Annotated in this window: 11 protein-coding genes, 1 pseudogene and 1 CRISPR repeat array; of the genes and pseudogenes, 5 read left to right on the top strand and 7 right to left on the bottom strand. The window is 66.0% G+C overall.

The features are described from left to right. Both ABD296_RS38630 and ABD296_RS38625 read right to left on the bottom strand, forming a co-directional pair. Positions 1-632: pseudogene (locus ABD296_RS38630) on the bottom strand (FtsK/SpoIIIE domain-containing protein); the annotation flags it as partial. Between the two features lie 14 nt (positions 633-646). After that, positions 647-1,030, bottom strand: a complete 384-nt coding sequence (locus ABD296_RS38625) for an SCO3933 family regulatory protein (protein WP_344279452.1) — start codon at positions 1,028-1,030, stop codon at positions 647-649. A 128-nt stretch (positions 1,031-1,158) separates the two neighbouring features. Here ABD296_RS38625 and ABD296_RS38620 point away from each other — a divergent pair, with 128 nt between their 5' ends. Beyond that, positions 1,159-1,551 (top strand): winged helix-turn-helix domain-containing protein, encoded by a 393-nt coding sequence (locus ABD296_RS38620; protein WP_344279449.1) that lies wholly within the window; start codon positions 1,159-1,161, stop codon positions 1,549-1,551. A 351-nt stretch (positions 1,552-1,902) separates the two neighbouring features. Here ABD296_RS38620 and ABD296_RS38615 read toward each other — a convergent pair whose 3' ends face one another. Further along, complete coding sequence (locus ABD296_RS38615) at positions 1,903-2,298, bottom strand: hypothetical protein (protein WP_344279446.1); 396 nt, start codon at positions 2,296-2,298, stop codon at positions 1,903-1,905. Between the two features lie 46 nt (positions 2,299-2,344). Continuing rightward, complete coding sequence (locus ABD296_RS38610) at positions 2,345-2,569, bottom strand: hypothetical protein (RefSeq protein WP_344279443.1); 225 nt, start codon at positions 2,567-2,569, stop codon at positions 2,345-2,347. Positions 2,570-2,686: 117 nt separating this feature from the next. Between ABD296_RS38610 and ABD296_RS38605 the strand changes: the two genes are divergently transcribed. Beyond that, positions 2,687-3,466, top strand: a complete 780-nt coding sequence (locus tag ABD296_RS38605; protein ID WP_344279440.1) for an aminotransferase class IV family protein — start codon at positions 2,687-2,689, stop codon at positions 3,464-3,466. Between the two features lie 72 nt (positions 3,467-3,538). Next, the gene (locus ABD296_RS38600; protein ID WP_344279437.1) at positions 3,539-4,489 is read left to right on the top strand and encodes an SUMF1/EgtB/PvdO family nonheme iron enzyme; all 951 of its coding nucleotides are present in this window, start codon (positions 3,539-3,541) and stop codon (positions 4,487-4,489) included. A gap of 275 nt (positions 4,490-4,764) precedes the next feature. Here ABD296_RS38600 and ABD296_RS38595 read toward each other — a convergent pair whose 3' ends face one another. Both ABD296_RS38595 and ABD296_RS38590 read right to left on the bottom strand, forming a co-directional pair. Beyond that, on the bottom strand, positions 4,765-5,337 hold the full coding sequence (locus ABD296_RS38595) for a hypothetical protein (RefSeq protein WP_344279434.1): 573 nt from the start codon (positions 5,335-5,337) through the stop codon (positions 4,765-4,767). 243 nt (positions 5,338-5,580) lie between these two features. After that, the gene (locus ABD296_RS38590; protein ID WP_344279431.1) at positions 5,581-5,946 is read right to left on the bottom strand and encodes a DUF4282 domain-containing protein; all 366 of its coding nucleotides are present in this window, start codon (positions 5,944-5,946) and stop codon (positions 5,581-5,583) included. Positions 5,947-6,187: 241 nt separating this feature from the next. On the opposite strand from ABD296_RS38590, the gene ABD296_RS38585 reads away from it, so the two are divergent. Then, on the top strand, positions 6,188-6,706 hold the full coding sequence (locus ABD296_RS38585; RefSeq protein ID WP_344279429.1) for a hypothetical protein: 519 nt from the start codon (positions 6,188-6,190) through the stop codon (positions 6,704-6,706). Positions 6,707-8,168: 1,462 nt separating this feature from the next. Beyond that, entirely contained in the window at positions 8,169-10,469 is a 2,301-nt protein-coding gene (locus ABD296_RS38580; RefSeq protein WP_344279426.1) for a hypothetical protein, read from the top strand. 568 nt (positions 10,470-11,037) lie between these two features. After that, positions 11,038-11,356: direct repeats of the CRISPR family, unit length 36 nt; unit sequence GTCGCAGCGCTCAACAAAACCGCATCGGATTGAAAC. A gap of 333 nt (positions 11,357-11,689) precedes the next feature. Here ABD296_RS38580 and ABD296_RS38575 read toward each other — a convergent pair. After that, complete coding sequence (locus ABD296_RS38575; protein WP_344279423.1) at positions 11,690-12,784, bottom strand: SAVED domain-containing protein; 1,095 nt, start codon at positions 12,782-12,784, stop codon at positions 11,690-11,692. Positions 12,785-12,871: the final 87 nt, after the last annotated feature.

The following is a 12,871-nucleotide window of genomic DNA, read 5'->3' as shown; positions in this document are numbered from 1 at the left end:
GCCAGGTTGGACTTGCCGGACTGCGTCGCCCCGGCGTTGAGCCAGTGCGGCACGGTGCGGAAATCCATCACCCAGTCCGCGCCGTTCTCCAGCTTGCCGGGACGGACCTTGAGCAGTTCCGCAGGCGCCGGCGACAGCGTCACCTCGGTGAGCGGGTCCCGCATGGTCGCCCACAGCGTGACGTAGCCGGGCCGGACGTCGACCACCCGCACCGAATGCACACGCCAGGCATGCGCGATGCCCTCGGCCGCCTTCTCGTAGTCCGCCGGAACCTGCCCGTCATGCAGCCGCAGCCGCATACGCCAACCGAGCCGGGTCGGCCGCAGGATGCCCAGACGAGGGGCGCGCTCGACGTCGACCCGCCGCACCCGCCGCTTCTGCTGCACCGTGGTCGCCGCCGACCGGGACGCCAGCCCCATGACCGGGACGGCGTCGAGGGTGAGGCGGAACCGGCGCCGGTTGCGGGTCAGCTTGCAGCCGGACGCGACGTGATGCCACGTCAGGTACACCAGCATCGCGCGGGCCGGGAAGCCGACGCCGTACCAGAACGAGACCGGGTGCCACCGGCGCCAGGCCCAGAGCCCGGCCGCCGCAGCGGCCAGGACCCCGAGCACCGTGTAGAAGTCGTTCATGACCGGGCCGCCGTTCAGGCCACGTCCGCCGCAACGGACGGAGCCGACGAGGAGGCCGGAGCGTTCGGGACCGCGACCGGACCGGCCACCGCGATACGGGATGCCCGGTAGGCGACACCCCACCGCTTCTGACCGCCGATCACCTGCTCCCACGGGAACGCCACCAGCCCGACCGGCGTCACGATCTGCCCGATCGTCACGTCTTGGTCGCCCGGAACCGACACGTTCACCAACTCGACCCGGCCCATGGCGTCAGCCGCCGACAGCCCGACCGTGAACACCGTCTTGCCGTCGCGGTCCGTCTTCACCTCCCCCGTTTCCTGGTTGACCAGCTTGGGACGCGGCGCCGACACGCACACGAACGTCAGCGCCGACAGATCCACCGGGATGTTTCGCACGTCAGCCTCCGAGGCCATCGTTTGGATTCCTACGTTCCTAGGTTACATAGGAAAGTGGGTGGGTCAAGCGGATGGCCGAAACTTTCCTAGGAACGCACGAACCTAAGGCGGGCGGCTATGCTGCTGACATGGGAAAACCCGGAGCGGCGGACCGGCGGAAGGTCTACGTCCGCATTGCTGACGAGCTGCGCGAGGACATCGCCGCGGGGCGGTACACGGTGGGGGAGACCCTGCCCTCCATAGCGAAGCTGGGGGAGCAGTTCGGCGCAGCTGGGGCCACGGTGGAACGGGCGCTATCCGTTCTGCGCGAAGAGGGCCTCATCATGAGCAGGCAGGGCACTCCGAGCATCGTGACGAAGCAGCCGCCGCACGCGGAGCCCTCCGAGCAGTCCGAGGACGCGGCCGAGGGGCCAAGCGAAGAGTTCACGCTCCTATGGGCCCAGCTCCAAGAGATCCGCGAGCACCTACGACGCCAGAGCGCCAGGCTCGACGAGATCGACGAGCGGACGAGGAATCTCTAACCGCGGTCGCCGGCCAGCCCTCGGAACGGCCCGCTTCGGACAGCAAGAGGCCCCGCCCCTCCGCAGAGGAACGGGACCAGAGATCGTCGCGACGGCGCCTAACTCAGCGAGGCCACGGCCAGCCCTCTGGATGAGCGATCGCTGTACGCAACTCCGCCGGGTTCGCCGCCTCTACCAACCGCTCCCGCCGTGTTCCCAGCACGTGACCAGGCAGCGCGACCAGCGCCCACCACGAGCCGGTGGCCTTGCCGTACCAGACGGCCAAGGCCCGCCCCTCCCGCTGAATCTGGTCTGTGAGTGGCCATGCCGCTACCTCGTCCGGCAGCACGACGCGGGCGGCGCGGCCAGTCATCACAGTCCCCCGTCTGTCACCGGACGTTCGGCCGCGTAGGCGTAGGGAGCCGCCAGCACGCGTGCAATCCGATCGGCAGCCGTCTCGGTGTCAGCGATCGGGCACAGCGGCTCAGTGTCCGGCTCGGCTTCACCGGATGCCGCCCACCAGACCCAGAACCACCACAGCGAGCCGTCATCCTGGTGCCGGCACCGGACCTCTTGCCGCAGGCCGGGACCGAGCGCCCGGCCGCGAGGGTCGTCCTTCTCTGGTTGCCCCGCCGGGTTCTCCGCTCGGACGGCCCCGTGTCCCGCCACCGTGGCGACCAGGCCCCGCCCTTCCAGCGCCGCCACCAGCGCTAGAGCCGGTTCGCGCCAAGAAGGAGCGCGACGACGCCGATTGAAGCTGTCAGCCATGGGAGGACTCCGAGGGAAGGGGGCGCGATCCGGCGCCCGTAGGCCGTCAGGCCGGGCGGACGTGCTGAGTGGGAGTCGTGTTGATGACGCGGGCCGCGATCTCCATCGTTCGTGCTTGAAGCTCGTTCAGTTCTGCCGTGACCTCGGCAAGCTCGGAGAGAAGAACCTGCCGCTCTTGCTCGGTCAGCCTGCTCGGCCGCCTGCCATTGCTGCGGACACGCGGCATCGCGAGCCGCACCACCTTGTCTTCCGAACGCACACGACCGCTCATGCCATCTACGGTGTCGTGTCGATCACGCCATTCCCATGTCCTGACACCGACGCAGCACTGAACTTGTCCTGCACCCGGTCCTGCGATCAGCCCGTACCGGCTGACACACTGAGCCCCATGGCTGAACTCAACGGCGTACCTGTCACCCCGGATGAGCTCAAAGCTCTGGCTCTCGTGAACTACGGCCACTTCACGTCGATGCGCATGGAAGACCAGCGCATCAGAGGCTTTTCGCATCATCTAGAACGACTTGTCCGAGACTGCCGAGTTCTCTTCGGGCACGAGCTGGACCGCCAACAGGTCCGCGAGTACGTCAGGCAGGCCACCGCCGGGCGGGACGGCGCGTTCGTCGTCCGCGTCACGATCTATGACCCGGACCTCGAACTTGGCCACCCCGGAGCCCAGGCCGAGCCGAAGGTTCTCGTCACGACCCGGCCGTCCGGGGCATGGCCGATGTCTCCGCTCCGGGTGCAATCCGTCCCCTACGTGCGCGAGCTGCCCGAACAGAAGCACATCGGCCTGTTCGGCGCTCTCTGGCTTCGCCGCAACGCCCAACTCGACGGATTCGACGACTGCGTTTTCACCGACCCAGACCTGTACGTCTCCGAGGGCGCAACGTGGAACATCGGGTTCTTCGACGGCCAGCAAGTCATCTGGCCTAACGCCGAAGTCCTCCAGGGCGTGACCATGCGCCTACTGCACCAGGTGCACGACGCGACATCCCTTGGCCCCGTCAACCTCTCCGACCTGCCGCGCATGGAAGCCGCATTCGCGACCAACACCGCCATTGGCGTGCGAGCGATCACGGCCATTAACGAGGTGGAGTTCCCCGACGCACATCCGATTATGGAGACCCTTCGTAAGGAATACGAAGAGATCCCGGCCGAAGCCGTCTGAGCACCCACCCGCTACGGAGAGCATGACATGCCCCCCACAGTCTCACGCTGGACAGGCAAGGAAGCCCGAGCCTTGCGGGACGCGAAGCGAGTGAGTCAGGTCGAATTCGCCGCAGAACTCGGTGTAAGCGAACGAATGATCGTCAGGTGGGAGAAGGGGAACGTGATTCCCCGAGCCATCAACCAACAGGGTCTAGATACCGTCCTGGCCGCCTCCAGCCCCGAGGTGCAGGCCCGCTTCGCCGAGATGATCGGCTTGACGAGCCCGGCCGCGCCCGCTCAAGATCCGAGCGTGTCCTCAGAGCAGCCAGCAAGCCCCGAGTCAGAGCCGGACGTGCCCGTCGGTGACGAAGACCAGGTCAGACACCCGATTGACGGGAAGTTGATGACGCTGGTCCCCGCCGGCGTCTACTTCGCAGGCGAGAACGCCGAACCCGTCTACCTCCCGGCGTTCTACATCGATGTGTTCCCCACCACAAACGCCGACTACGCCCGGTTCGTCGCTGCGACCGATTCCAAGCCCCCGCAGCACTGGGAAAACGGCGAAATCCCCGAGGGACTCGATAACCATCCGGTCGTGTTCGTCACGTGGCATGACGCGAACGCCTACGCCCAGTGGTCCGCCAAAGCCTTGCCCAGTGCCCAGCAATGGGAGAAGGCCGCCCGAGGGACGCGAGGCGAAATCTATCCGTGGGGCAGCCAGCGGACCCCCGCGAAGGTCAACTGCCGAGAAGGCGGAAAGCGCAGCACGACCCCCGTTGACTGCTACGCCAGCGGCATCAGCCCGTACGGCGTCTACGACATGTGCGGCAACACGTGGGATTGGTGCTCGACCGAGTCCGAGCCCGGCCGCTACGAGCTGAAGGGGAGCGCATTCACGAGCCCCTTCCTCCGCTGCGCACCGTCGACGTTCAACGACGCGTCAGCGGACATGCTCGACGACGACACCGGGTTCCGCTGCGTGACGCCAGCCGAGACCATGCGAGCCCTGCTCAACGTAAGGGGCCAGTCCGGCACGAAGTGAGGCCACGCCCGACGCGCCGGGGCCGGATGAGAACTTTCTTTACGTTTTCAAGGGCGCCCGCTTCGCGGTCGCCGGCGGCCGCGCCCGGCTCTGCGAGCCGGGCGTGCGGCCTGTTCCGTCCGGTCCCGTCTCGCGCCGCCGTGCGCGGCCGCCCAACCCCGCAGCGGAGACCCCGAAGACTGCAACAAAGCGTCAGGTGAGTGCCTCACCGCCGCAAGTGACTCGCAACGTTGACCAGAGCAGCGCGGCACCGTCCGTGCAAAATGAGTCGCCCGTCACCGATCCTCCGCTCGCTTTCGGCGATAGGCCCCCACTAGATCGGTTGTCTTGTAGAGAACATCAGGCCCGCCTTCGGGCGAAGGCCACACTTGAAGAAGGTGCTGTTCGATGGGCACACCGTCGATCTCTGTCGGCCAGGTGCCGTCCTCGTCGGGCGGGGGCGCATGATCTCCAGGCCAGCCGATGCCCGAGTCCCAACCCACCGCGTCTCGGCCTCTGACATGGAAGCGGATCCGATAGGTACCAGGGTGCTCCATCAATGGTGGCACGCCTTTGGGCCCCATGCCCGTGAAATCGAAGAGGCGAGTGTCCCCGCTGATTGATTCGAAGGCCACTTCGACTACGTCGGTCCACGGTTCAGTCTCTAGTGTCGGCGGGCTGTTCACGAGCTCTACACCAACCAGGATCCTCCCGGTATGCAGGCCCGTTGAGACATTAGCTGCGCCGGGCACCACGTTAACGACCCCGTTCTTGGTGTAGTGGGGATAGACCTCAATACCCGAGCCAGCATCCATGATGAAATACTGGCCGTACTCCACGAATACCTGGGTCTGAAAGCGTCTGGCCATCGGATGGGCTCCGTTTCGTGATCAGGAGAGGCGGCAACGTCTTGCGATGATGCCCGTCGCCTCTGACATACCGAAGACACCTAAGGGCGGTTGAGCGTGTGTGACTGGGGAACCCCGTGGTTCCCCAGACCCCTCCTGGAACCGGGGCACTCGTTCGCGCGAAACGGTCTGTCTCACCTTGCGCGCCGTTCGCGCGAACGAGCACCCCGGAGCGTTGCGCGTCTGTGCGGGAGGGTGCCCGGGTCAGGGTCGGTGAACATGCGGGGGCTGCACAGGTGGCGCGTAGGGCGGAGGTGCCGGCGGGGGGACGGGTTGGGTCTTGGAGATGATGCGTTCGCAGATGATCCGGATGACCAGGAGCACGGCCAGGCCCAGGCCGACGACGATCGGCGCGGCCAGCCACATGGCCCAGCCCATCCACGAGGCGAGCGACCACACCCAGAGCAGGGCGAACAGCGTGCCGAAGCCGATCACGACGAGGGCCAGGACGTAGAGCCACCGGACCAGGATCGGCGTCACCCGCCGTTCGAACTTCACATCGAGCAGTGCCGCGATGAGGGAGTCACGGCGCGGAGGTTGGTGGGGAGGCAGGTCATGGCGATACGTCACCACCCAAGATCACCGGACCGAAGGAGCGCGAGTCAACTCATCATGTTCGCCCGCGGACAAGCCCATGAACTTTGGGACCGCACGTGCGCCGCAGAGGTGGACAGTGCCGACGGGGACTAGGTCAGGCCTGGGTTGCCATACTAAAGTTGCCCTTCGGTTAACCGAAACGTGGTCGCGCCGATTATGATCGGCACGGCAAGTCAACCCTTTAGTGGCACCATGCTTACAAGTGATAGGTTTCGTGATCGAGACGATCCGGCTTGAAGTACGCGTCAACTCTCATCACTTCTTTCTTATCGAGGAAGGGGTCTCTCCCATCACTGGAGGTGAAGAAGGGGTAACCGATATCGGAATCGCCAGATCTGCAGCGCAGCGAGCCTCCTTTGTCGTCGGCCGCAAAGATGGAACCGTCAATCTGACCGTCTGTCTGGCTTCAATCGACCCAGGGCCACGACTTTCTGATTACGAAGATGTCGTTGAACTCCCGATCGAGCTGCATGACGGAGTTGTGGCCGTTCATAGTCATTGGGGAAATGGGTACCTAGAAATTCTTCCTCCACTCTCCCGCGGCCCGGGTAGTTATCGCATACGCTATCATGCACTGAAAATGGACGAAGGGGAATGGGCTGGTTATGATGGCGGGATTATCGACAGCTACTTGTTGCAAATATGGCCAGATAATCAACGCAAAGCCAGTATTGTTCAAGTGCGGAGTCGATATGCGCAAAGTATGATGCGCACAGTCGCGCCCGAAGGTTGAAACCTGGTCTAAGGAAGCACCGGGTGAAGGCCGTAAGGCGCCCCCGGTGCCAGCATGAGACTGTCGCAACAGTCGGTGCAGGCGGGGCGGCTAGGTTGAGGTCAGTGGGGCGGTGGCGGGCCATTAGCGGGCCATTAGCCAGGGTGATCAAGGGGCACTCGCGGTCACTTGCGGTACGACGCTGCGCCAGGTCAGGGGCACCAGCAGGCAAGATCGAAACTATTCCCAAGCTGACAGCGCGGGTTCGATTCCCGTCACCCGCTCCACATTTCCCCAGGTCAGAGCCTTGATCGCCGGACTTGAACCTCTGTTCAAGATCTTCTATCACTCATCTATCACTCTGGATCGTGTGTGATCACGTCACACGGACCGCACCCCAGGGTCCTCTGACGTCACTCTCTGGACACCCTGGTCTGAAGTCCGAGGCCTCCCCGCGGCAGTCCGATATGGCCGTCTTGTGTGGTTCGTGGTGGCCCTGGCCTTCGTCGGCAGACACTGCCTCGGGCGGCGGCGAGAGATAACACGGCCCCCTCTCACTCAGCTACGGACTCCTGCGGGGGCGCGCGTAGACGGCGCTGCTTTGCGCCTCGGGGCCGAGGGAAGACGGACGGAAGTCTTCCGGAGTCATTCGGTCTGTACAGCGGAGAGTGACTCGTCGAAAGCCCCGTTGGAGAAGGACGGCGGCTTGCTGAGCTGGATGGCGTTGCGCGGCCGCGAGTCTGAACATCCATTCGCCGCATCCAAGGCGGCGAATCATCTGGCCCGCGGCCGTATCGAGCAGGCCGGTGATCGGCCCATCCGTGGCATCGAGCGTCGGAGAGCCTACGGACCAGCGGATGGCCGCGACCAACGCGCTCCACAGATGTCGAAAGTCCGCACCATTGAGCAGAGGCTGACCTCGATCATCCCCAGTGCCACGGGACGGTTCTCGCGCGGTGCCGTTCATAGGGCGGTGTGGACGACCCAATCGCGGTGTTCGCCGCCGGACAGTGGTTCCAAGGTGTGCGTGCGCGGTGGTCGTCCCGGCACGCCAGGGCAACGACCTATCCGACGTGCGCCACATCGAGCGAACCGCGGACACCGCAGCAAACCGTAGGGCGAGCCAGGGTGCCGGCTCGTTACGACATCGCTCGAACCGACTCCTGGCACAGAGAACGGCGGCTGCCCAGGCCCGCGTTCCTGCGGTTCGCCGCCGGAAACTGCCTCACGTTCGAGGTCAGGGACGGCCGTGTCGCCGGGATCCGCCTCGGCGACCCGCTCCCGGCGAACAAGGTGTCCGCGAAAGATTCGGCGACGAACCAGCCGCCACACCGGCTCCAACCCAGGAAACTAGAATCCGTCAGAGCGAAGGCGGCCGCGCCGACCGTGCTGGTCGAACTGGCCGATGACCTCCCCGGCACGGCCGGGGACTCCCCACCCCGCGCCGGAGATTCCCGAGGACGCGATCTTGACGTCTGCACCCGTGAGGGCGGAGAGAACCGACGTGGCGCCGCTGCTGATCCACCCGATCGGCGGCGGCGACCTCGGCTGGCAACCTCTCGCGACGTCCCCGGCACCGATCGACTTCCACGGCGGCCCGGACGACCGCAGGCCCCTGCGGAAGATCTTCGACGGCCTGACCGAGTCCGGCACCGGCATCAGCGGCCTCCTCGTCGTCGCGACGACGAACATCCATGGCCCGTCCCAGCAGCCCTTCGTGGAACATGCGCAGCGAATGAAGGAACTGCTGTGCTCCGCCGAGGGCCTGTGCGGCCGGACGATCCCGGCAGAGCGGCTGCACATCCTCCAGGTCGCCGAACCGACCGTCCGTCACAGCGTCGAACCCATGAAGTCGATGCTCACCGCACTCGCCCCCGATGAATGCCTGCTGACCTCCGGCAGCGGCTCCTATGCCCTCGGCGCCGGCGTCCTGCTCGCCGGCATCGAGTCGGGCGTGCCGATGACCCTCCTCCCGGTCGACGAACCGTCCGCCGCCTACCGCCTGCGCGACCTGATCGATCCGCGGGACACGCTCCGCAACTGGCTCCTGCGGCACCGCTTCTGGGACGAACTCGCCGCCGTCGACCCGCCCAACGCCGACCTCTGGCGGCTGCTCGCCGCCCGGCAACGCGCCGACATCAGCCTGGCCCAGACCACCACCCCTCGCCCGGGGCTCGACAAGGGGAAACTCGACAAGCTCGCCGAACTCTGGCTCGCCGTCCAGGCCGCCTTCTACGAACGGCTCGGCCGGGGCGAGGCCGTCGACCACTCGCTTCTGCGCACCTGGTTCACCCAGCGGATCAGCAGACCGTCCAAGAAAGAGGCCGCCGCGGTATCCGCATCGGCCCGCTGGGTGATCGACGACCTCGCCAGGAAGCTCAGCGACCCGGAGAGACGCGGCGGCGCGAGCCAGATCAAAGAAGCCCGCCGTAGGCTCGCGCCCGTTCCCCAGACACGGCATGCGGCGCTGATAGGCGACGTCGAGCTCATCGACTTCTTCGACCGGAGCACCTCGCACGAAGCACACCTCGACCCGCCCGGATCCCGCCGCCTGCCCGGCTCGCTGCTCGCGAACGCCGACCAATGGGAAGGAAGCGACCCGGTCCCCGGAATGGTGAGGCAACGCGGGATGACGGTATGGCCCGTCCTCGGAACCGGCGACGTCCTCGTTCTGATGTGCGTCGGGAAGGTCGCCAGGCACGACCCGAACGACCAGGCGGGCCAGGCAGCCGTTCGGGAGGTCATCGACTGGGCGTCCCGGCACCGCGGTTCCCTCGCTCGCCTCGGCCGCATCAGGCTGCGCCTGCTCGCCAGCGAAGAAACCATGGACCGGGCCCGGTCCTGGGCGACCCTCGCGCGCGCGACCGCACCGGCCGGAAGCCTGGACGCCACCGTCCTCGGCCCCTTCTCCACCGCACCTGGTGACGCCGCCGACATCAACGCGGAGATTCTGGCCGAACTTGGCAAGGCCGAACCCACCGGTCTGCACAACTCGACCAGTCTCCGCGACGTGGACGAGATCCTCCTCGTCATCAACTCCGGGAAGCCCGTGACGGTGAACGGCATGGTCGCAGCCGCCGTCCAATGGTCCCTGAACGCCGCCTGCCCGTTGCGCGTCGCCGAACTCGTCCGCGACCGTGCACTCCGCACGGTGATCAACGAAGCGGGTCTCACCCTCTGCCGGCTCGGCATGGACGCGCGTCTCGCCCGGCTCGCGTCCGCGGCCGTCCGCCGCCTCGACACCCGCACGGCCTGGGCGCTCCTCGCCAACGGCTCACCCGCCCTGGCCATCGCCCGCGAAGCCGCCGCCCAATTTCATTACGACCTCTACGGCCACGCGTCGCCGACAACGAGCGAGGACACTCGCTGCGCGCTCGCCTGCCGCCGCCTGGAACTGATAGCCCACGTCCTGGCGGACGAACCATGGCCCGCCTGCTACACAGCCGTTGAGGTGCTTCGTCCAGGACTCTTCGACTGGGACACATGGAAGGCCCTGAGGGCCCGATTCTCGCCGCTCAAGAAGCTGAACACCTACCGCAACGAGAGTCCCTACGCCCACCTCCTCGACCGGCTCCGGGACGAACAACGCCAACAGCCGTCCGAGCCGGGCAAACGAAAACTGTCGAAGACCCCGCCCGCCTCAGAGAAGGCTATCGAGTCCCTCCGCGCCTCCATCGACGTGTTCCAACGACTGCGCGGCCAGAACAGCCCCGGCCTGGAACTCGTCACCCGCTTCACACACCTCCGCGCGCAACTCGAAGAGCTGGCAGAGGACGCCCGATGACCAGCCTGCCCAAGCCGCACCTACGGTCAATGTAGTTGGCCGCATGCCGGTGCACACCCCGCAAAGCAGCTCTGGTCTGCGTGAAGGCGCTCGACGGTGCGGCCGTACACAGTCAGGGCCCGCGCGTCCAAGGCTTGCCGGTTCGCATCGGCCGCGATAGTTGTGCTCGGTGTCGTCCCTCCCGTAGCAACGTGGCCAACGCTCTCAGCCCGGGGCGGCCCCGGCGCCCGGGAGCGGTCGCCGTAACCTCGTTCACCCCCGCCATAGCGCTGCAGGCGCTCACCAGTCACCAAGCGGCCCACTACCCTCGGCCGTGGGCTGTCCGCCTGCTCAGCCGTAACACCAGATCTATCCAGCCCCTTGCCTCGATGCCCACAATCGTTGAGGAAGCCAGCACCCGACCATTACTGGATATGCACGGAGGTTGGCGCACACCCCAAAATCGCCCGTTGACCTGGGCAAACAAGACTTTGAAGATCATCTTGAGGGCGCCTTCAAGATCGCTCCGAGGGAGGTTGGCGCATGATCTTGCAAACCTGCAGGTCAGACCCCCATAATCTGAGGTACTGTCGCAGCGCTCAACAAAACCGCATCGGATTGAAACAGAACGGACTCATGCGGTCGAGCACCTTGGCGTTGAAGTCGCAGCGCTCAACAAAACCGCATCGGATTGAAACCCCAGAACACCAGCGCGCCCTTGGGTGGCATGGGGTCGCAGCGCTCAACAAAACCGCATCGGATTGAAACCGTGAGCCGCTGGCCGGGCGCGATGCTCGAGCCGAGGTCGCAGCGCTCAGCCAAACCGCATCGGATTGAAACTAGCGCACCAGCGCCTTGAGGTCGTAGTCCCAGTCACAGCGCCCAATAAAACTGCATCGGATTGAAACAGCAGGGTCACGAAGACCACACACCTTTCGGGTGTAGTCGCAGCGCTCAACCAAAACATCGTCGGATTGAAAATGGAAATGTGAGTGCGTCGTATTGGAGGTTGAAGCCTGACCTGTAGCTTTGGTCAAGCGGCTGCCCTGGGACCGGCCAGCCGCCCGATTTCGAGTCAGGGCGGCTCGGGGATCTTTGAAAGTCCGCTGCTCGGGTTCGCGGTGGAATTTACGAGCGGAGCGGCGGTCAAGGTGGTGCTGAAGAGCAACTCTTGGCCGATCAGGGCGGCTGGGCGTTAGCGTGGCTGGTCGAGTGAGCCGAATGCTTTCCGTGGCCCGGCTTCAGGTGGTGGGCGCGGACAGGAAAGGCTCGTAGGTGTTGTTGGCGGGGTCGTAGGTGTAGGCGGTCCAGCGGCCGTGGTCGGCGGAGGCCAGTCTGGCGCCGAGTGCGACGGAGACGGCGACCGGGCCGCTGAGGAAGATCGCGTGCCGGCCGGTGCGGGCGCCGTCCGGAAGTTGGGCTTCGATCCAGGCGCGGCAGACCTGCGCGACTGCGGCGGTGAAGGTCTCGGTGTTCTCCGCCAGTCGCTCGACCGGGCTGCTCAGGCGGAGCAGGTTGCCGATGCCTTCCTCTTGGCAGGTCTTGCGTACCGGTGCGTAGAAGGCCTCACCTCTGGCCTGTAGGTCCAAGGCGAGCGCGGTGAGCGTGGGGTCGCCGCCGCTGAGGGGCTCAACACCGTGAACCGTGAGCGGCTGGGCTTCGGGCTCGCCTGCTATGAGCCGCACGGCGGGGAAGTGGGACGGGGTGTCACCGGTGTGGCTTGGCTCGTGGACCATGACGCTCCGCGAGTGGGTGTGGCCGAGTCTGGCGCCGTACCAGAACGCGGCGTGCAGGCGCATGGTCGGGATCAGATCGATCTGGATGGCGTTAGGGGACAGCTGCTCCGCCATCGCCATAGCTTCGATCGTCCGGTCGGCGAGGGCCTCGATCAGGTGGCCGGGTGCGGTGCCGCCGGTCGGCAGCTGAACGTCTGACTTGATCGTGATGGCGCAGGTGCTGCGGCTGTAGGCCTCGGCCTGGCCGTCGAGCTGCCGTGCGTACACCAGGCTCCGTGCAGAGTCGGCGGCCGTGACGACGATCCCGACGCGGACCTGCCGCTGCAGGCGCCGTCGCAGGTGCTCCCGCCGTACGAACCCGTACGCGATGGATCCGACCCCGACGACGCAGGCGAGCACGAACCACCAGCGCCCGTTGGCCTCTCCGGTCATCAGCGACTTGACGGCCTCGACGCCGAAGCCGCTAGCGACGGCCGAGCCGATGGCGATCTCCGCGCTGCCGTCGGCGAACAACTGCTTGAGGCTCCCGGAGCCGAGCGCGTTGTTGAGGGAGCCGATCACCGTGAGCCGTGGACCGTCGGGCCGATACTGCTCTGTCACTGCCACCACCCGTTTCGGTTGTGCGCCGGTGCCGTGTCCCGAACTTGTCTTCCGCGTGAAAGGTGTACATCACGCGCCTCTGAACCG

The sequence above is a fragment of the Actinomadura napierensis genome (assembly GCF_039529375.1).
Taxonomy (GTDB): domain Bacteria; phylum Actinomycetota; class Actinomycetes; order Streptosporangiales; family Streptosporangiaceae; genus Spirillospora; species Spirillospora napierensis.
This window is presented reverse-complemented; position numbering and strand designations above follow the sequence as displayed.